The following is a 19,766-nucleotide window of genomic DNA, read 5'->3' on the forward strand; positions in this document are numbered from 1 at the left end:
ATTGGGAGAGGGGGAGAGGGGGAGAGGGGAATATGGCATTGAAATTTACAATTTGAATGCCCAACAGCCACTTTTTCTAGTCGGAGTCATGTCACACATCTTACTCGCTCACAGCATAATTTGCATATCATGCTTTATAACAAATGTCAAGAAATATTTTAAATGGTAAGTGCAGCGAATACGGCGATCGGGTTCGGTTATCTCGCATCCCAGCATCTAGGCAGGGAGAAAAATTCAAGCGATGATAGAACAGAGAGCAAAAAAAGCCCTCGAATTGCATGAGTCTGTTTGTATGAGTAGGTTTGCATGAGTATTGTGAAGTTGAGTTGCAGTTAAAACTAGCAAGGAATTGAAAACCTTAAGGAAAAATGTAGAATCTTGACCTTAAGACAGAGGTTTTTACCCTTTACGACTCTCAAAATTTGGAATAATATTGAGTAAAGTAAACTTAAATTCACTTCGCCGGAACAAGCTGTTAAAGCTAGCAATTTACGGAAAATCGACGGGGATTACTAGACAATCAAGCACAAAATTAATCCCAAACAACAAGCTTCTACCGATCGTCACCGATAAACAGGAGGGGGTAATATCCCCTCTGTAGCAGTCTCGATCCCACTTACAAGAGTGGGACAGGGTATCACCAACTTTTTATCTGTTGTTACAAGGAGTGCAAAACTCACCCATGTCCACTACAACCCCTAAAACCAAAACAGTGAAAGCCGATCGCACAAGCAGTCGGCCATACTCCTCAACGGATACGGTTCGTACCTATCTGCACGAGATCGGTCGAGTACCCCTGCTAACCCGAGAAGAAGAGATTATTTTCGGCAAGCAGGTACAGCAAATGATGAAATTAATCGAAGCCAAACAAGCACTGGCTAAAGAATGGCAGCGGGAACTCACTCAGCAAGAGTGGGCTGCCGAAATGGAGTTGACAGAAGCTGAACTGAACAGGATCTTGCAGTCGGGGCGGCGCGCCAAGAAAAAGATGATTGAAGCGAATTTGCGCTTAGTAGTGGCGATCGCCAAAAAATACCAGAAACGCAACATGGAATTCTTGGATTTAATTCAAGAAGGCACCCTCGGTTTAGAACGAGGAGTAGAAAAATTTGACCCGATGCGGGGATACAAATTTTCTACCTACGCCTACTGGTGGATTCGCCAAGCAATCACCCGCGCGATCGCCCAACACGCCCGCACCATTCGATTACCAATTCACATCACCGAAAAACTCAACAAAATTAAAAAAGTGCAGCGGGAACTCACCCAGCAGTTGGGTCGTTCTCCCTCCCCTGCAGAAATTGCCTCCGCCTTGGAACTGCACCCTTCCCAAATTCGGGAATACCTGCTGATGGCAAGACATCCAGTCTCTTTGGACTTGCGGGTTGGAGACAACCAAGATACAGAACTGCAAGAACTCTTAGAAGACGAAACTGCATCTCCAGACAACTACATTACCTCGGAATTGCTGCGGCAAGACCTGAATACTTTGATCTCAGAACTTACCCCGCAGCAGCGAGATGTGATCGTTCTGCGCTTCGGTTTGGAAGACGGCACCGAAATGTCGCTGGCGAAAGTGGGAGAACGGCTCAATCTCAGCCGGGAACGGGTGCGGCAGCTAGAACATCAAGCCCTCGCCCACCTGCGGCGGCGCCAATCTCAAGTCAGAGAATATTTGGCTAGTTAGTGACTTAAAGAGTTGAGATTTTTACCAAAATCTCAACTCTTTTTTCGTATTGGTGTTGCTGGTAATGATGTTTTTATTTGAAAGGTCGATCGCCCGATCGGGCGCGATCGCAAACAAAATTTATTAAAACTAATTTTAGATGAGAGTTCAGGAACCGGGCGGGCGATCGAGACTTCAATTGAATAGTCAGCTTTGAGTCAAATACCCAGTTTCTTTACGAGCTTTTTGAAACTGGTACAAGAGTTGATTCGAGGCAGCTATGTGACATACCCGACACTCATTTTGTAAACAAATAGAGTGCAAGCTTCCTCTTTCAACGGGAGAGCCTTATTAGAGCCATCTCTAAGCTGGTCTTATCCTCCCTCCGTAGGTTTTACTTACCCGAAGGTGGTACTTACTAGCAAGATAATTACTTATCTTCGAGGCAGACTCCCTGTGTCCCAAGGAGTAGAATTGTTGATTTTTTCACCCATCCATCAGCTCTTTTACGGCCTAGCGGGATATTGGGGCTATCAGTCAGAAACTGATAGGTGGTGTCTAGCCTTTATACAACGGAAAATTCGCCCACCACGGCTACTCTTATCATCCCCGCTTAGTTCGATCCTATCATGGATTCGCTATCGCTCAATTTGTTGGCTGCTCGTTTTCATCCCGTCACTCATCCTGTAAACGGATAGAGTGTGGGACTTCCCACTCGTATTAGTTAAAATTTTGGGGTAGAAGAGTGGTGTTAAATTATTTGATATTAACAAGCAGTGTAGAAGCTATTGCGATCGCCCTGGCCCTCTCGCCCGGTAACTTCAGCATCGGATTCGCCCTGCGCGAATTCCGACACTGGGACATCAAATCCGGCGTTTCCATCTCGCAATCCCCCGCCAATCCCCAGCCAGATACAGCATTCACAGGTTTAGCAGACGGTGTTTACCTCTACGGCCAGTCCAACAAACCAGATGAAATTAAAAAAGAATATTTTGTATTTGAAATGAGACAGAGTAAAGTAATTGGGGCTTTTTACCTGCCTCAGTCTAATTTTTACTGTTTTTACGGCAATCTAGACCGAACTCGGTTAAATTTAACAGTAGTGGACAGTTACGACGGCACTAGCTCTCCCTACTCCGTCAACCTGCAACAGTATCAGCAACTTTCCGCCCCTAGTGACAACGACCGGCGAATTTTGGGTATTTGCAAGGAAGCTCACAAACAGCAAGTGTGGGCAAAGTAATATTATTTTTATAAAAATTTGGATCGCGGACTCGATTTGTTGTATTGTTTGGGGAACTGCTATTAAAACTAGAACGAAGCACCAATCTGCCTGCAGCAAAAACAATCTCGCAATCTAGTTTCTTCCTCAATGCTTCGCTATCAAACCTGTTATTTTTGTCAGAAATCAGGCTTATTTAACGAATCCAAGCGCAATTTTTTTGCTCCATTGACTACAGCGAAGCGAAATAAGGCGCATTTTTTGAAGGCCAGAACCTAAACCCAACCTTTTTTCTGAGAATATTTTCCCGTTTGGCTAAGATATTGTTTCGCGACAAACCAGGCTCGATCGCCATGCCGGAAGTCAGCGGATGTTAGCTGTATACTGCTTAAGAAGGCATTGCTAGGGTGCGTCAGACAAAAAACAGGAAATACCGGAGAAAATGTAGGCCTCTGACGCACAGTCAAACTACAACACTCTCGGACGGCAGACTGCGCCACGCCATCCGTCAGGGTTCAGGAAACAGCAAGAAAATTGCTCCCGAACCCTGAATTTTAGACAGACACCACACACTCGGCAAGATGAAACTGCGTCGAAAAACACTATCAATAGTTGGCATTACCATCGCTGGGCTGACTAGCATTCTATATGCCGCCTCCTCAAGCATCCTTTTGAGCAGCCTTGTCAAAGCAGAAGAACAAGAAGCCACACAAGTTGTCAAGGGAGCGCTCAACGTGTTCGGCCAAACCGCCGATGATTTCAACTTGCGCTTTGCCGACTGGTCAGCCTGGGACGACAACTACGCTTTCATCCAAAACGGTAACAAAGAATTTATCGCCTCCAATTTGATTCCCGAAGGACTGGCTAATGTGAGAGTTAATATAGCCCTATTTGTCAATACTTCGGGCAAAATAGTTTACGGTACGGGTTTCGACAGCCAGAAGGTGAAACTAACCCCTGTTCCAGAAGCATTAAAAAAGCGCATTTCTCTCAGCGACCCGCTGTTGCAGCACCCCAACATCAAAAGCAGCCTCGCTGGTATTCTGCTGCTACCGTCAGGGCCGATACTGATTGCTTCCCGACCAATTGTCACTACAAAAAACACTGGCCCGATTCGAGGCACACTGATATTCGGGCGCAATTTGGATGCTGCGGCAATTGCCAGGATTTCTAAAATTACTCGCTTGCCTCTGATTGTACGCACCGTTAATGAGGCTCAGTTACCTGCTGACTTTGTGGAAGCGCGGGAGAAACTGTCGGGGAAAAAACCGATTTTGGTGCGCCGTGTCAGCGAAGATTTGATGGCAGGTTACGCCCTGATCCGGGATATTTACGATCGACCCGCACTGCTGCTGCGAGTTGATATACCCAGAGAAATCTACCGCCAAGGTCAAATTAGTTTGCTGTACCTGCTGGTGTCTGTAACGTTAGCGGGCATTGGGTTTGTCGGCTGCACTCTGCTGTTGCTAGAGTATTTGGTGCTGTCTCCCTTGAGCGGTTTGGCTTCATCAGTGAACCGTGTCAGCAGCAGCCAAGACCTCTCGATGCGGCTGCAGGTGACGGGCGAAGACGAGTTGTCCGACCTTGCCCATACTATCAATGGAATGCTCGGGGCGATCGCCAGTGCCGAAAACGAACAACTAGAAGAAAAAGCCCGCTACCGAGCCGTAGTCGAGCAAGCTACAGATTGTATTTTCCTGTGGGACGCTCAAACCAAACGGCTTTTAGAAGCCAATACAGCATTTAGAAACTTGCTAGATTACAGCCTGGAAGCAATATCGCAACTGACTATTTACGATATCACCGCCTACTCCCAAGACCTAATTGACAGCAATATCGAGTCCCTGCTGACCGACAAAAAATTCAAAATGGGCGAAGTTCTCTACCAGCGCCGAGACGGTTCCTGCGTGGACGTAGAAGTGAGTGCCAGCGTGATTTCCTACGGAGGCCGCGAGATTATTTGCACTGTTGTCCGCGACATTACCGAGCGCAAACAAGCCGAAGCCGAACTGCGAGCCTCCGAAGAACGCTACAAACTTTTGTTTAGATACAACCCCCATCCCATGTGGGTTTACGACTTAGAAACCCTCGAATTTATAGCCGTCAATCAAGCAGCTATCCACCACTACGGCTACACTCGCGAAGAATTTCTAGACATGACCGTTGCCGACATTTATCCTCCCCAAGAACTACCAAGATGGCTACAAAATATATCCCAAGTAGATGCAGACATTGATTTTGCCAGCCTGTGGCAGCACCAGAAAAAAGACGGCAGAATTATTGACGTAGAAATTACTTCTTATGCCTTGATATTTGATAGCAAAAATGCTGAATTAGTCATGGCTCACGACGTGACCGACCGCTTGCAAGCCGAGGCAGAACTGTACAAGGCCAAGGAAGCAGCAGAAGCAGCTAATTTGGCGAAAAGTCAGTTTTTAGCTAACATGAGCCACGAACTGCGAACTCCTCTAAATGCAATTATCGGCTACAGCGAAATTTTGCAAGAAGAGGCTTTAGATTTGGGCGAAGAAAATTTTATTTCTGACTTAACAAGAATTCATAATGCAGGCAATCATTTACTGGGATTGATTAATGATATTCTGGATTTATCGAAAATAGAAGCCGGTCACGCGGAACTTGAATTGACAACTTTTGACCTGTTCGACGCAGTTCAAGATATCGCCAAAACTGTTCAACCGCTATTTTTACGAAACACTAATCGTTTGAATATTGAGTGCCCTAATGATATTGGCGAATTGCATTCTGATAAAATTAAATTTACTCAAATTTTGTTTAACTTGCTCAGCAACGCCACTAAGTTTACCGAAAAAGGGACAATTACACTCAGCGTCGAAAAAATTAAAAATGATGAGAATAGTTGGGATGCTGAACGGTTTATTTTTAAGTGTACGGATACGGGAATTGGGATAACTCCCGAACAGCTACAAAAGTTATTTCAACCTTTTACACAAGCTGATGCTTCGACTACTCGCAAGTACGGAGGTACGGGTTTGGGTTTGGCAATAGCACAGAAATACTCTGAGATGTTGGGGGGAGAAATTACGGTGAATAGCGAGTTGGGCAAGGGTTCAACTTTTACTCTCATGTTGCCGGCATAGGATATATTTGATATTTGATATGAATTCCGGTTGACTGTTGACGGTTGACTGTTGACGGTTGACGGTTGACGGTTGACGGTTGACTGTTGACTGTTGACTGTTGACGGTTGACCGTTGACTGTTGACGGTTGACTGTTGACTAGAGGGCGAAAAACTAAATGGTTGAGTGTTCTTTTGTTGCGGACACTAAGGAATAAAAATTTAATAATACCATTTTTCTAAAATCGTGCAACACTCTTCGACCCCCCCCTAGCCCCCCCTTGCAAAGGGGGGGGACAAGAACACTGTTGCATTCTTTTTTAAAATTGGTATAACTTAAGCGATTGCTCGTTACCAGGCTCTGCCTGGTAATGCAGGTGCGGAGGCTCTGCCTCCTTTGAGGAAAGCAACTTACAGGAGAGAGGACTGTAGGAGTTGTTTAAGTTATTAAGTTTTCGATCCTAAGACGCACTACGAACCATATTAATATTCAATACCTGCTTGAGCTTTAATCCCTTGTTCCCGAAATGGATGCTTGATTAAAGTCATTTCAGTAACCAAATCTGCCCGTTCAATTAATTCTGGGGGCGCGCCTCTACCTGTTAAAATAACATGAGTTTCTTCGGGTTTTTGTTCTAAGCCGGAGAGAACTTGCTCTACTTGCAAATAACCCAGTTTTAATGCTATATTAACTTCATCTAGCAGCACTAATTTAAATTCGCGATTGCAGATAAAAGTTAAGGCTTTATCCCAGGCTTTTTGAGCTGTTGCGATATCTCGATCGCGGTCTTGCGTGTCCCAGGTAAAACCTTCACCCATTGCATGAAATTCTAGCTGTTTTTCCCACATTTCAAAAACGGCTTTTTCTGCAGGTTCCCAAGCTCCTTTGATAAATTGTACTATGGCGACGCGGTATCCGTGACCGAGCGATCGCACAACCATGCCCAAAGCAGCCGTAGTTTTGCCTTTACCGTTGCCGGTATTGACAATTATCAAACCTTTGTCTTTAGCAGCGTTGGCAATTCGCTGCGCCTGCACTTCTTGGCGGCGCTGCATTTTCTGTTTGTGCTGTTCGGCTGTTAAACCAGTGGTTGTAGTTGTTTCTGTATTGGTTTCCATGAGATTGCTTTTTAACCGCAGATTAACGCAAATAAACGCTGATAGATTCAGGATGTCTAGTTATACCATTTTTCCTGAACATACAAATTTAGGGAATCTTCAAACTATTATCCAGTAAATCATCCCCGATCTAAAATCTAAAATCGTATTACGCCCAGATTGTTTGCAAGTTTAGCACGAAACCGGGCAAAATATCTTCTCCTGAAAGCTCTGCGGGACTTTCCAAAACTTCTGTTGCTTGTCCTTGGCGGTAGATTTCTACTCGGCGGGTTTTACGGTTGATTAACCAGCCTAATTTTACTTGATTTTTCATGTATTCTTGCATTTTGTCTTGAGTATCCTTGAGACTGTCAGTCGGGGACATTAACTCTAAGACAAAATCTGGGGCGATAGGAGGAAATTTTTGTTTTTGTTCGGGAGTCAGTGCATCCCATCTTTCTTTTTTTATCCAAGAGACATCGGGAGAACGATTTGCACCGCTGGGGAGTTTGAAACAAGTTGAAGAATCGAAACAAACTCCCAGTTTAGTTTGTCGGTTCCAAATCACAAAATCTGCATTAATTTCTGAATTGCTGTTTCCGGTTTCTCCTCCTGTGGGTGACATGACGATTATTTCTCCTTTGGCGTTGCGTTCAAATTTGACATCGGGGTTTTCGCGACACAGTTGATAAAATTGGTCGTCGGTGATTTGGGCGATCGCATCAAAATTAATGGTAACTGCTAGCATGGTATTATCTGTTGGTAAATCGGGTGGCATCAGCCGGGAAAATCCGCAAACTAATCCGAATATTGAACAATCAGGATTTGTCTAAGATTTAATTGACTCGCAACCAGCGATAGCCGTAAGCTTGTAAGGGAATACAGGGCGATCCGTCATCGAGAGATTCGTACAGGCGATCGCCAAATAAATCAATAAGATTGGTGTATTCGTTAGATTTGAGAGTAACCGTGCAAGGTTTGTCGGCTAGATTGTGGACGACAAGTAATGTCCTGCCTTCCCAGTGACAGCAGTGGGCAAAAACCCAAGAACAGTCGGTTTCCAAAATTTGCCATTTTCCCCTACCGAACTCAGGACATTGCTTGCGGATGCGGATTGCACGTTCGACCCAGTTAATTAATGAGTTAGGATCGCGCTGCGCTGCGGCGACATTGACTTGTTTATAACTGTATTCTCCGCTGGCGATCGCAGGTTTGGCAAGAGCATCAGTTGCAGCAGTCGAGAAGCCACCATTTGGAGAATCTGACCATTGCATCGCCGTGCGGACGCTGTTTCGACCTTCCAACGAAAGGTCATCTCCCATGCCAATTTCTTCGCCGTAGCGCAGCATTGGTGTACCGGGCAAAGTAAACAGCAAGCTGTAGATTAGTTCGATCCGGCAGCGGTCATTTCCCATCATCGGCGGTAAGCGGCGGCGAATCCCGCGCCCGAAAATTTGCATCCTTTCATCGGGGGCGAATGCGGCAAAAATTTCCTCTCGTTCGGATGAAGAAATGCGGTCTAGTGTCAGTTCATCGTGGTGGCGCACAAAATTCAGCCACTGACAAATATCAGGAATGTCCGGTAAGATTTTTAGTCCATCGCGCAGGGCTGTGGATTCTTGACGCGCTAGGGCCAAAAACAGATATTGGTTCAGCAAAAAGTTGAACAGGACGTGCATTCTGTCGCCCTTATCAAAGTAGACGTGAATGCGATCGGGCGCGACATTTGCTTCTGCCAGCAAAACTGCATCACTCTGACGTGATGACACAAATTCTCTCATTTCTTCCAAGAAACATCGCAGGTCTTCGGTGCTTGTACCTTCGGTGCCAGTTTCTTTAATTAAAAAGGGAACAGCATCAATGCGAAATCCAGACACGCCCAGTTCTAGCCAGAAACCCATAATTTTGCAGATTTCTTCTCGTACCGCCGAATTGGTAATATTCAAATCTGGCTGTTCTTTATAGAAGTGATGCAAATAGTAAGCGTTTGCTTGTTCGTCGTACTCCCAAATACTGTCCTCAGCATCGGGAAACACCAGCAACTCTGGATCAGTTTTGGGTGGATTTTCTGACCACACGTAGTAATTGCGATACTTGGAGTTTTTATCGCTTTTGGATGCCACAAACCAAGGATGCTGATGGGACGTATGATTTACTACTAGATCGATCAGCACGCGAATCCCTCGTTCCTTTGCTTGGTGCATGAACTCGACAAAATCTCCCAGGGTTCCCAGTCGCGGGTCAATGTTGTAGTAATCCATCACATCGTAACCGTTGTCGCGGTTAGGCGAAGGATAAAATGGCAACAACCACAAACAAGTAATTCCCAGTCCTGATAAATAATCTAGCTTGTTGGTAAGTCCCTGAAAGTCCCCTACACCATCCCCGTTCGAGTCCAGGAAGGTTTCAACATCAAGGGAGTAGACAATTGCGTCTTTATACCAGAGGTCTTTCATATTAGTTAGTTAAATTGAGATATTGCGCCTGTGGCAAAAACCGGGTTTTTGAACCAAAAATTAGCATCAAAACCTATATTTATGGTTCAAAAACCCGGTTATAAGTTTATTGAGAATGGTGCAAGATGTCCTATCCTGTCCGCTCGATTAATCATAGTAAGATTCGATCGCGCGTGCGGAATGCGAGTCGTTTGCATTTTACGGACTCCCATTCCGCACGCGCGAACCGTTTTGGTTGTGGTAATCGAGGGGACACGGTCTCAGTTGAATATACCACCATTTGTAAGTCCTGACGGCATAGGAGTTGTGTTTTTTGCTGCCCAACTACTCTTCTACCCAATTGAGTAACCCAAGAGAAGTAACAGCTCCAAAAAAGTGAGCGCCAATCATATTGACGTTTGACATCGTTACAAAAATATCTAGGGAACGAATCACATTTTCTGGCGTATTAGTTGCGAGCGCTTGTGGTTGAGCGAGCGTTTTTGCTAAAACTACACCCACTGTTGCTTCCGAAGCGAGAAACGCGAGCAGTAGCCCTACCAAACTAGAATTTAATCCAATTCGTAAGGCTTGAGTAATATCTTCTTTGCTGGGATAGAACTCGATATCGCCTCCTTGTAAACGTCTGCCTAAAAGTCGATATCTAAAATCCCAAAATATTCTAAAAGCAAGCAATACCACACCAACTATCGCTAAAACTATGCCGAACCCAATACCTGGATTATTGGGTTGCTCGCTCAGGTTGCGGCTCAACATGGCAAGTATTAAAGTAATACCGGAAACCGCACCAAACAATAACTGTACCCAGAAGCTAAATCGACTGAACCAACGAAAATTCTCGACGAATTTGCTTTGGAGCAGTGGTGGCGATACGGATTCTGATTGATTCATGATATACACCTTATTGCTGAATTGATAATTATCACAAACGAAACAAGGAAGAGGTTCTTTCGGTCGGTAGTCCGGGTGCAAGCCATCGCTCCTGGACGCATCAATGCCTTCAAGCCTTAGTTTTTTACTTAATCTTCGGGTAACAACCAATAATTTTAGTGCATCAAACCCGGTTTCTCATCATCCCGGAGTGATATCATGTCCGATCTATTACCCTCACAAAAAAGGTTCGTAGTGCGGACTGAAGTCAACACTACGAACCCGAGCGATCGGGCTTAATTGATCGCACACGATATGAGTCCTCTATTAGACTTCTCTTCTAAAATCCTCTAAAGAACAGGCTCAAATAGCCTGTTCCACAAGAGTTATTTGAGAGGTCTATTCATCAGTCAGGAATGGCTGAGGGATACACGCCTGTAGCAACTAGCACGGGTTTGTTGGTATACTCGGCTTCTAGCTTCTGCTTTAAGGTCAAATCCCATTGCAAATCGTATTCGCGATCGAGATCAGCGACAACAAACTGACGGAGCACACCGGTTACGGCAACTTTCTCGCCTTCTTTCACGCTTGGTTGTGGAACGGTGTGTATCACTAACAAATCTTCTCCGCCAATTAATTTGTCTTCATCCAAGGTGAACGAGTTTGGACTTTTGATGTCTTCGACTTCACCGCTTACCGCCAGGGTTTTGCCGTAGTATTTTTTGGGGTCTGAGGTGAGTTCCCCCGGTGTGGGGGCTAGCGCCATCGATTGTGCAACGATGGCAGGTTTACTTTCGTAATCGGCGTACAGGTTTGGCTCTAAGCCTAATTTGTACTCGCGCTCAATATCTGCAAGCACAAAGTTGCGAACAGTTCCCGTTACTTGAACTTCTTGACCTGATTCAGCCGGCAGCACAAAAGGCTTGCCGGTGGCATTGACAACCAAAATCGGTTCGCTGCCAAAAAACTCCTGATCGCTAACTGTAAAGGTCGATGGCCCCAATTTTTTGACTGGTTCGCTTCTGATGGTCACAGTTTTGCCAAGCAGTTGTGCTGTGTTATCAACCACATTCTCGGTTGTCGTGGCAACCGAACCGGGTGTTCCAGGTGCAGGTACAGGTGCCGTTGCTTGCCGCTGTGGGGTAGTACAACCCGGAAGCAGCATAGCTGCTAGTGCGAGTGCGATCGCACTTCCCCAAGCATTCGATAGTTTTTGAGTAGAATTGTTTAAACGATTATTAACCATTGAAAAACCTCCTAAATTTTTTTTGTTTATTTTGTTGATCAAGCTACAGAGTTTTTGCTCTTCAAAACCGGGTCTTTTGATTGGCTAATTCAAAAACACTTGACCGTCAGGTTGAATTCTTAAAACTCCTTGATTGCCATCAAAGTTACTCGTTTCATCTATTGAAACTTCTAGCATCCCTTTTTCAGAACTAGACATGGGTATAACTTTCAGCAGCCCTCCATCTGCGCGCACCATTGTGACTGTCACAGGCGTTGGTAGATTTTGCAGGATAATTTCTGCTCCGCGCGCTAGCATTCGGGATTCAGTATGCCCGATCGCCTGATAGGAAATCGAGGCATTTGTGCTGTTTGTTAATTTCACGCTCACCTCACCTGCTATTGGCATGACAGTGGCAATGGGAGTCTGTCTTGTTTCTGGCAAAGGTGGTTGCGTAACATTTGTTGGCCTCGCGGGAGGAACCATATTTTGACCCAACTCTTGCTGGTTCAATCTTTGACTTGCAGCATTCGACTGACATCCCTGGGGAACCCGAACATTACTGTTGTAAGGTTCTTCATAATAAATGCCAGGACAAGATTTGAGTGTAGAAAGAGGAGTTGCTGATGCAGCCAGAGGGATGATTGGCAGACCGATTAATAAAGTTCCAGAGATGAATTTTTGTAATATCCCTGGTGTTTTTTCCCAGCGATTGAGTTTATTCATCGATACCTCCTGATGGAATTTTTAAAATTTAGTCAGAGTTTGCCAGTTTTTTAGCGAGCAAATAGTCGCTGCAAATAGTCGCTGGTAACTGCTCAATTTTGAAACAGTACCAAAGTTTCTTCACTGGTGCGATCGCCGCTGTTAGAACTGAGGTTCACTTCGTATCTGGTTCCTGGTAGAGCAATGGTCGGATTAAAAGCAAAACTGAAGTTACCTTGTTCGTCCGCTTTAATTATGCGTTCGAGGATGTTTCGTTTAAACCCAAACAAACCTGCTACAGAAGAATTCGCCTGAACCTCGACATTAACTGTTGCATTTGGTGCGCTGCGGCCTTCTACTTTAACCGTCCCGCTGACGCGAGCATTTTCTTCGGGAGTGATAATTTCTAGAGGGATTTCGGCAGTCTCAACACTGGTATCATCGCCAGCAACTAGCTCTCGATCTAAACGGGAACGAATAACTTGATTCCCCGACTGCAAACTAGCAGTAACCGCTGCACCCGCAGGGGGGAAATAATCTTGCCTGCGGATCGTATATTCCCCTGTGTAAACGCCGTTGGATTCTTCCCGCATGGGGATGTTATAAGCAACTCCTTCAATGGAGAAATTAGCTGTAGCGTTAGGAGTGCCGAGCAATTTGAAATTGAGCGTGGTTCCCGGATCTAACTGCTGTACTGGTTGAGCACTGAACCGGTTAATAGACAAAGATTGAAAGCCGCGATCGCTATAACCCGCAATTAGAGGTTGTTGCAAGCGGGTGCTACTGATGCGATCGCCTTGTTGCAAATTTGCCCGCACAACTGTATTTTCGGAAATTCGATCGCCCTCGCGAATCATGTAGCTTGCCTCGTAAACTCCCGGTTGAACCTCCCGCATCGGCAGATTTTGCACTGCATTTGGGATAGTCAACGTAGCTCTAGAATACGGGGCTCCTCGCAGCACGAAAAAGAGTTCTGTTCCCGGATCTAATCGTTGTACTGGATACGCGGTAAAACTGTCGATATCAGAGCCGACTACTCTTCGTTGAGCTACTTGGATCGAGGGTTTGGGACTAGCTTGGGCAATTTCCGGTAAATAAAGGGTTGAACCCAACATAACCAGTCCAATTGCCGTTGAAAATGATTTTATTTTCATAAAATCCTCCTAAATCGCAACAACCAACCTCTTGCAGTAACGTGAAAATTTAAATTAATTATTAAAAATTGACTTTGGCTAAAGGTCGATTGTCTGTGTTCTACATTCTCTCAAAACTTGTTTATCTCTCTACATTTAATCTCAACTCTCCAAAGCTTGCCATCTGTCGGAGGCAATAAGAAAATATCTATCTGATGAAAGATGATTGAAGAAAAAATGATGAATTTGCTTTGAGTTAAGTGCGATCGCTCCGACTATTGCCGATAGATGCTTGATTCCCCACTGTCGCGCTGGGGCGCATCCATTCTTGCAACGTCCATAAGCTAGTTAGGGCAGCTATTGCAGCTCCCACACTATCCATAATCAAATCAATAATCGTATCATTCAGACTCTCAATCACTTCGGTTGAGAGAACAATACCAGCCGTCCATTCGGCAACTTCCCACAAAGCACCAATCGCAATCCCAAAACTGGTTATTGTTAGCAAGTACAGCAGTTTATGGGTGCGAAAAATAGTCAGCATTGAACTGTATGCTAAAAAACTCAATGCTAAAGTCACGGCAAAAGTCGTGAAAGCATGAACAATTTCATCATAAGGTCCCGGTTGATAAAACAGCCCCAAAACCCAGCCTCCGGCGTTGAGTAAAGCAGCAAGCACAAACAGGAAATCAAACAGCGTTGGCAAATGATCTTCCCTCACCACAAACGCCAGGGATGCTACCAAGAATAAGGCTAACCCCAAGGCATTTTGCCATTTTCCCTGACTCAGAGCAGCTATTACTGCTATTGTTAATAACGCCTGTCCTACCCAAGCTGCAACTCGATACCCACGCCAGTTTGTAATTATCATGACTATCTTTCCGTCTTAACAGAAAAAATTTTATTAATTTTGTTGGGAGCGAACAGTTTATCAGTGCAGAATTTGTCGGTAACGAGCTTGAACTAATGAGTAGATGCCATAGGAAATCAAACCCAAAGCCACTAAACCGAGAATCCACGGGCCAAACGGATGTTGTTCCAGGGATGCCAGCACCTCACTAAATCCTTTAGCTTGACTGGCATCTGATTGCTTCGCAGCTTGAATCAAGAAAAAGCCGATGATAGTGAAGACAATGCCACGAGCCGCAATCCCCAGTCTACCCAGTCGCACGGCCCAAGTTTGCTCGTTGTTACTCATTTGAGTGAGTTTGAACTGCTGGCGGAATTTTCCCTTAAATGCTTTATAAAGGTAAGAGAAACCCACACCGATCGTCATTGCTCCCCCCAGCCCTACCAGCCATTGACCAAAAGGTTGAGATAAAAACAAAGCTGTCCAATCTTGAGTTGAATTGCCGCTGCTACCACCACCAGAACCGATAATTAATTTGACAGCAGTCACGGCCAAACCTGCATAAGCTAACCCACTAAAAGCGTAGCCAATGCGCGTCGCAATTCGCTTGGCATCCATTTTTTCGCCAGCGTGTTCTGGATCGAGAACGGTTTGAGCAATCCGCAAAAGGACGTACCCAATAATACCAATTGTCACCAAAAATAGCAGGAATTTTCCGAAGGGTTGGGAGACAATTGTTGCTAATGCACCCTTAGTATCGGTTGTTTTGCCACCAGATCCAAAAGCAGCTTGTGCGGCAAGAAAACCGATGATAAAGTAAACTAAGCCTTTGGCGGCATATCCCAGTCTTGCCAGTCGCTCGAACCAGGGATGAGAACTTGCGCGTCGGACAGGTTCTGTGATGCTATCGGTGGGTGAGTTGCGCCGTGTCATATTTTTCTACAATTTGGAATTAGTTGGGTATTCGAGCCGCCTATTCATAAATTTAGTGCGATCGCGCAGCGTGCCGGAGGCAGTTCGCTCGCCTGTGTTTGGTTGGTAAGAGGACAAGCAAAAAAGGGAAATTCTGAGTAAAAAAGGTTTTTTTGAAGGCAGATATAGTATTTGTATTTATTCCACTATGATTTTCTCCTGCTCAGAGAGTTTTGGCATCCCTCCAGGTAGGTAAATCAGTCAGGGCGATCGCCATCAAATAGCCTCTGTGGAAGATTAGCCCAGGATGGGACTGGCTCGGTACCGGCGATCGCCCCGTGCTTTTTAGTTAGTCGAATTATGCGCGCGATCTATCTGAGGTACGAGAATTTTTAAATTGAATGTAGGGGGAATATATCTTAAGTAAGATTTGAGGAAATCTGCTGGAATTCTGCACAATCTTTCCCATAGGTAGGTATGCTGTAGAAAATAGATTTCTCCAAAAAATATTTTCCAAGACAGACGGGACGGCTATCCCATAAGAGTTATCAGAGAAGTTTCATGAAAATTGCGCTGTCCAACTTGAGAACCTGGTTAAGCCCGATCGCGATCGCAGTTGTCTTTGGTTTAATCTCAGATATTGCACCGTTCCTGTATAACCGGTAGGAGGGGTTTATGTTATGGGTTTAGGAGAGTGGATCGGTTTTTTGGCTTTGATAGTCTCGCTCTATATTTTGTGGAAAATTAGAGCGGTCATTTTATTGTTTTTTACTGCCGTAATTTTAGCGATCGCTCTCAACCGTTTAGTGCGAAGATTGCAGCAGTCTGGTGCTAGGCGCGAACTGGCGATCGCTTTAACAGTTGGCATTGTACTGGTGATCTCATCTGTTTTTATTTTCCTGATATTCACGCGCCTCAGTTCTCAATTTGAACAGCTAACTAAACTTATCCCGCTAGGGATAGAAAAACTGCGATTGTGGATCGACTGGTTGCAAGCAAAAGTGCCGGAACCGGCCTTAAATAATATTCCCAATCTTGATAATTTGAGCCAACAACTCCAAACCCTTTCTCAGTGGATAATTTCCCATATCTATCTATTTTTATCCAACTCCCTCAGTTTAGTAATTAATTTCTTGTTAATTACCGTTTTGACAATTATGCTTGTGGTAAATCCCGTGCCGTACCGCCAAGTAATAATCAGGCTGTTTCCCGCTTTTTACCGCCAGCGAGTCGATGAAATTCTGACTGAATGTGAAAAAAATTTAATGGGCTGGTTGGCGGGAATTGCATTCAGCATGAGTTTTATTGGGATTGCGAGCACTGTGGGTCTGTTTCTCTTGCAAGTGCAACTGCCTTTTGTTAACGGATTTTTAGCATTTTTATTAGCTTTAATTCCTTATGTTGGCGCGATTTTGAGTGTCGTTCCACCCATGTTGCTAGCTTTGTTAGATTCTCCAGGAAAAGCAGGTGCCGTATTGTTACTTTATTTGGTAATTCAACAAATAGAAGGCAATTTTATTACACCTATAATCATGGAAAAGCAAGTGTCCCTGCTCCCGGCATACACCTTAGCTTTGTTGGGAGCATTTGGTTCTTTATTGGGGTTTTTAGGATTATTGCTAGCGCTTCCAATCCTAATTGTTGCTCAAACTTGGGTTAAAGAAGTTGTAATCAAAGATATATTAGATCGCTGGGAAACCGCTCCCTCGCGGAAACCATGAAATGATGTTATATTATACAAAATTTGGGTTTTGGAGATTCTTTGCGAAGCAGTAGGTTCAGGCCGAAATCGTTTTTTTAGATGCGGTTGCAACCGCCCAATCATCTTGAAAGTCCTGATTGTAATTATCCGGTTTCCTACACCCTCTTGATATGTATAGCAATCCTAAATCATTTGTGAATTTCTTACTCCTTCCCTTAATAAGGCGAGGGTTGGGGTGGGGTGAAAAACTTTACGATTCCTGCAAGGACTGCTATATCTGATTCAAGAATTTGAGTTCTGATGCAGTAATTGCTGAATATCCGTCCGCAAGGCAGCAATTTCAGCGCTCAGGGCTGCAATTGACTTTGCTCCTGCTAATTCGGCTTCCTCATCCTCTGCATCGCGACCGATAAAAAATGTGGCGATTGTCGCAGTTACATAACCAAAAACTGCAAAAGCATAAAGTGCCAAAACAAGGCAAAGTATGCGGCCTTCAGGCGTTTTTGGCCAATATTCCGAACCCAATGTCATCATCAACATTGCCGTCCACCACAAAGCAGTGGCGTAATTATTTAAACCGGAGGAACTGTCGCCGACATCTTTTTCAAACGCATACATCCCCGCTGCGCCTACCAAGGTAATAATTATTGTTAGTCCTACAACATAACCAAATCCCCTGCGTTGAACACTTGCAGCTAAGGCCCGCATCCCTCGATTGGTACGAGTCATGACTCGCAACAACTGCAAACTTCGGACAGCCCGTGCTGTCTTAAATGCTCGGAAAATTCGGATAAATCGAAAGGTACGCAAAGCAGGTAACAGCAGAGAAAAAACTGCGATCCAATTGCTTTTGATATAGGAAATTTTGCGCGGTGCAATGGCGAGTTTAAGTATAAAATCTGCAATAAAAATCGCCCAAATTGTATTGCTGGCGAATTCTAAAAACGGGTTTAATTCCCAAATTAATTCAACTATAAATAGAGCTAGCCACACAAATGACAGCACCAGCATGGGAGTTTCCAGCCAATCTTCTAGCTGCTGTAAAATCTCGCTGCGCTCTTGTTCTAGGGCTGGTTTTTCTGCAAGGTTTGGGTCGCTCATAGGTTAAGTCACCGATCCAGAGCGTCGATTTTTTGCGATCGGCTTTGGCGATCGGCGATCGCACCGAGGACTCTCTGTTCTGGTTCGGAGACTTCCCCGCTACTTTGGGCAATGCGACGGCATTGAGCTAATAGCGGTACGGCAAAGTCGGGGTTGAGTTGCTCTAACAAGGCATCTAATGGTTCGGGCGATTTAATATTAGTAGCAATCGTATTCAGAGAATGGGCATTTAATTGCAACACCTTCAATCCTGGCAAAATATCTTCCCAGTTTTTGTTGGGATAACTTGCTAGAATCATGTGCACAATAATTTGATCCATAACTGCTTGTTGGGCGATCGCCACATCGAGATATTCTTCGCTTTGTTGCTGAATTGCTTGCAGCGTTTCGGTTGCAGGTTTATCAGCATCTTCCCTCAATTTGGCTTCATAAAACTCGCGCGCCGCATATCCCAGCGCGTACAGCATCGTAGCATTCGTACTCGCACCAATCATCGCACCTGCCAGCGGTACGTTGCGTAAAAAACCCAAACCTGCTTTCATGGCGTTGCTACCGCCCAGCGCCAACCCAAAAATTGCCAAAACCTCGCCTTTTCGCCCTGGATCTTGCAAATCCATCCCATAAGCGGCAGCAATTTCATAAACCATTTCAGTTTGAATCGCAGTAGTCGCGACTAAATCGATCGCCAACAGTGCAGCCGCGACACCGGGTAAAAGGCTGCTAGCAAGTCCGACACCACCTGCTTGGATCGCTTTTTGCACCATGATGCGATGGGCAATTTCGCTGGAATTTTCCTTGGGATACTGTTGTTGAAGTTGCTTGACTTCCGCTTCGGCTTTGGCCAAATCGACGCGCGAGGTAACTCCAACTAACCAATCAACCCTGAACACACCTGCAACTTGTCTGACAAAAGGAAGATTCCCAACAAAAGTCACAACTTGTCCGGTTCCCTGCGTTGCGTGTCCAATTAATCGATAAGTTTGTTTAGCAGCAGCTTCCCCCAAATCAACTGCCGTATCAACAACCGCTTTGCCTGCATTCAGTGCAGATTCTGCTGTCTCAGCAACCACATTTAACAAACTAGACTTTGGCTGCAAATCAGTTTTTTCTTCTGGGTTTGATTGGTCATTCATCACTGTTTTTTCAATTAACGACAATATGCCAGGTTTTCAGATTGGACGTAGCCTTTCAGAGGTACTGTAATAGGCACCCAACCATCGCTTCCTAAACTTTCAATCGTCACTCTTCGTCCGTTCGCAATGAAACCAGCCGTTTCCCCCTCGCTCGAAGGTGTTTGATGTACGTTAATTCCTCTGACGGCTGCAACTAAGCGGCAGTCAGTAGGAGGCGGAGTATTTGCAGTTTCGCACTCCCCGAGAAAACCACCGTATACGTAGCCTTTTAGCGGTGCTGTAATTGGCACCCAACCATTCTCACCCAGACTTTGAATTGTCACAGTTCTGCCGGAGCCGATGATGCCAACTGCTTGGCTATTACTGTTCGCTTCTTGGCGCACGTTAAGACCGTTACTAGCAATTACCTGGCGACAGCTATCGGGTATTTGTGCTAGTAAATATTGATTTGTATTTTGAAGTTTAACGTTTTGAGTTTGATTGGTCTCGTTAGCAAACGCCGGAGCAACTAAAACCGTTGCACTCAACAATAACGAACTTGTTAAACTTGTATATTTTTTCCAGCTTCCATTCTGTTTCATCACTTTATCTCAGT

General features: G+C 44.9%; 16 protein-coding genes. 4 read left to right on the forward strand and 12 right to left on the reverse strand.

The window, feature by feature from the left end:
* The first annotated feature begins 682 nt into the window (after window positions 1–682).
* The 3 genes from QUA01_RS02775 (at window position 683) to QUA01_RS02785 (ending at window position 6,007) form a co-directional block, all read left to right on the forward strand.
* Window positions 683–1,687: an RNA polymerase sigma factor, RpoD/SigA family gene (locus QUA01_RS02775; RefSeq protein ID WP_194070843.1), complete on the forward strand. Its 1,005-nt coding sequence runs from the start codon at window positions 683–685 to the stop codon at window positions 1,685–1,687.
* Window positions 1,688–2,414: 727 nt separating this feature from the next.
* Window positions 2,415–2,909, forward strand: a complete 495-nt coding sequence (locus QUA01_RS02780) for a hypothetical protein (RefSeq protein WP_333133006.1) — start codon at window positions 2,415–2,417, stop codon at window positions 2,907–2,909.
* A 560-nt stretch (window positions 2,910–3,469) separates the two neighbouring features.
* Window positions 3,470–6,007 (forward strand): sensor histidine kinase, encoded by a 2,538-nt coding sequence (locus tag QUA01_RS02785; protein WP_194070841.1) that lies wholly within the window; start codon window positions 3,470–3,472, stop codon window positions 6,005–6,007.
* A gap of 462 nt (window positions 6,008–6,469) precedes the next feature.
* Here the strand turns inward: QUA01_RS02785 and cobO are convergent, their stop codons facing one another.
* From cobO to QUA01_RS02830, 9 genes are all read right to left on the reverse strand, one after another.
* Window positions 6,470–7,105, reverse strand: a complete 636-nt coding sequence (cobO, locus tag QUA01_RS02790; protein ID WP_194070840.1) for a cob(I)yrinic acid a,c-diamide adenosyltransferase — start codon at window positions 7,103–7,105, stop codon at window positions 6,470–6,472.
* A 148-nt stretch (window positions 7,106–7,253) separates the two neighbouring features.
* Window positions 7,254–7,832 (reverse strand): Uma2 family endonuclease, encoded by a 579-nt coding sequence (locus QUA01_RS02795; protein ID WP_194070839.1) that lies wholly within the window; start codon window positions 7,830–7,832, stop codon window positions 7,254–7,256.
* A gap of 88 nt (window positions 7,833–7,920) precedes the next feature.
* Window positions 7,921–9,540, reverse strand: coding sequence for an alpha-amylase family protein (locus QUA01_RS02800; RefSeq protein WP_194070838.1), 1,620 nt, complete (start codon window positions 9,538–9,540; stop codon window positions 7,921–7,923).
* A 324-nt stretch (window positions 9,541–9,864) separates the two neighbouring features.
* Window positions 9,865–10,431 carry a DUF3611 family protein gene (locus QUA01_RS02805; protein WP_333087723.1) on the reverse strand — a complete coding sequence of 189 codons (567 nt, stop codon included), beginning with the start codon at window positions 10,429–10,431 and terminating at the stop codon, window positions 9,865–9,867.
* A 385-nt stretch (window positions 10,432–10,816) separates the two neighbouring features.
* On the reverse strand, window positions 10,817–11,656 hold the full coding sequence (locus QUA01_RS02810; protein WP_333087721.1) for a hypothetical protein: 840 nt from the start codon (window positions 11,654–11,656) through the stop codon (window positions 10,817–10,819).
* Window positions 11,657–11,740: 84 nt separating this feature from the next.
* Window positions 11,741–12,361 carry a hypothetical protein gene (locus tag QUA01_RS02815; protein ID WP_333087719.1) on the reverse strand — a complete coding sequence of 207 codons (621 nt, stop codon included), beginning with the start codon at window positions 12,359–12,361 and terminating at the stop codon, window positions 11,741–11,743.
* 92 nt (window positions 12,362–12,453) lie between these two features.
* The gene (locus tag QUA01_RS02820) at window positions 12,454–13,494 is read right to left on the reverse strand and encodes a hypothetical protein (protein ID WP_333087718.1); all 1,041 of its coding nucleotides are present in this window, start codon (window positions 13,492–13,494) and stop codon (window positions 12,454–12,456) included.
* Window positions 13,495–13,729: 235 nt separating this feature from the next.
* Window positions 13,730–14,344, reverse strand: a complete 615-nt coding sequence (locus tag QUA01_RS02825) for a hypothetical protein (RefSeq protein ID WP_333087715.1) — start codon at window positions 14,342–14,344, stop codon at window positions 13,730–13,732.
* Window positions 14,345–14,404: 60 nt separating this feature from the next.
* Window positions 14,405–15,256 (reverse strand): DUF1206 domain-containing protein, encoded by an 852-nt coding sequence (locus QUA01_RS02830; protein WP_333087714.1) that lies wholly within the window; start codon window positions 15,254–15,256, stop codon window positions 14,405–14,407.
* A gap of 659 nt (window positions 15,257–15,915) precedes the next feature.
* On the opposite strand from QUA01_RS02830, the gene QUA01_RS02835 reads away from it, so the two are divergent.
* Window positions 15,916–16,956 carry an AI-2E family transporter gene (locus tag QUA01_RS02835; protein ID WP_333087712.1) on the forward strand — a complete coding sequence of 347 codons (1,041 nt, stop codon included), beginning with the start codon at window positions 15,916–15,918 and terminating at the stop codon, window positions 16,954–16,956.
* Window positions 16,957–17,219: 263 nt separating this feature from the next.
* Here QUA01_RS02835 and QUA01_RS02840 read toward each other — a convergent pair whose 3' ends face one another.
* Genes QUA01_RS02840 through QUA01_RS02850 form a run of 3 tightly spaced genes read right to left on the reverse strand, consistent with a single transcriptional unit; the run spans window position 17,220 to window position 19,752 of the window.
* The gene (locus QUA01_RS02840) at window positions 17,220–18,038 is read right to left on the reverse strand and encodes an ion transporter (RefSeq protein WP_333087711.1); all 819 of its coding nucleotides are present in this window, start codon (window positions 18,036–18,038) and stop codon (window positions 17,220–17,222) included.
* An 8-nt stretch (window positions 18,039–18,046) separates the two neighbouring features.
* Window positions 18,047–19,171: a hypothetical protein gene (locus QUA01_RS02845; protein WP_333087710.1), complete on the reverse strand. Its 1,125-nt coding sequence runs from the start codon at window positions 19,169–19,171 to the stop codon at window positions 18,047–18,049.
* A gap of 14 nt (window positions 19,172–19,185) precedes the next feature.
* The gene (locus tag QUA01_RS02850) at window positions 19,186–19,752 is read right to left on the reverse strand and encodes an SH3 domain-containing protein (RefSeq protein WP_333087709.1); all 567 of its coding nucleotides are present in this window, start codon (window positions 19,750–19,752) and stop codon (window positions 19,186–19,188) included.
* Window positions 19,753–19,766: the final 14 nt, after the last annotated feature.

The organism is Microcoleus sp. S36a_B3 (genome assembly GCF_036700745.1).
Taxonomy (GTDB): Bacteria; Cyanobacteriota; Cyanobacteriia; order Cyanobacteriales; family Microcoleaceae; genus Microcoleus.

Coding starts and splice junctions, on each gene's coding strand:
- QUA01_RS02785 (WP_194070841.1), top strand. CDS start 3,470: ATGAAACTGCGTCGAAAAACACTATCAATAGTTGGCATTACCATCGCT.
- QUA01_RS02795 (WP_194070839.1), bottom strand. CDS start 7,832: ATGCTAGCAGTTACCATTAATTTTGATGCGATCGCCCAAATCACCGAC.
- QUA01_RS02825 (WP_333087715.1), bottom strand. CDS start 14,344: ATGATAATTACAAACTGGCGTGGGTATCGAGTTGCAGCTTGGGTAGGA.
- QUA01_RS02850 (WP_333087709.1), bottom strand. CDS start 19,752: ATGAAACAGAATGGAAGCTGGAAAAAATATACAAGTTTAACAAGTTCG.
- QUA01_RS02835 (WP_333087712.1), top strand. CDS start 15,916: ATGGGTTTAGGAGAGTGGATCGGTTTTTTGGCTTTGATAGTCTCGCTC.
- QUA01_RS02775 (WP_194070843.1), top strand. CDS start 683: ATGTCCACTACAACCCCTAAAACCAAAACAGTGAAAGCCGATCGCACA.
- QUA01_RS02805 (WP_333087723.1), bottom strand. CDS start 10,431: ATGAATCAATCAGAATCCGTATCGCCACCACTGCTCCAAAGCAAATTC.
- QUA01_RS02815 (WP_333087719.1), bottom strand. CDS start 12,361: ATGAATAAACTCAATCGCTGGGAAAAAACACCAGGGATATTACAAAAA.
- QUA01_RS02810 (WP_333087721.1), bottom strand. CDS start 11,656: ATGGTTAATAATCGTTTAAACAATTCTACTCAAAAACTATCGAATGCT.
- QUA01_RS02800 (WP_194070838.1), bottom strand. CDS start 9,540: ATGAAAGACCTCTGGTATAAAGACGCAATTGTCTACTCCCTTGATGTT.
- cobO (WP_194070840.1), bottom strand. CDS start 7,105: ATGGAAACCAATACAGAAACAACTACAACCACTGGTTTAACAGCCGAA.
- QUA01_RS02840 (WP_333087711.1), bottom strand. CDS start 18,038: ATGAGCGACCCAAACCTTGCAGAAAAACCAGCCCTAGAACAAGAGCGC.
- QUA01_RS02830 (WP_333087714.1), bottom strand. CDS start 15,256: ATGACACGGCGCAACTCACCCACCGATAGCATCACAGAACCTGTCCGA.
- QUA01_RS02820 (WP_333087718.1), bottom strand. CDS start 13,494: ATGAAAATAAAATCATTTTCAACGGCAATTGGACTGGTTATGTTGGGT.
- QUA01_RS02845 (WP_333087710.1), bottom strand. CDS start 19,171: ATGAATGACCAATCAAACCCAGAAGAAAAAACTGATTTGCAGCCAAAG.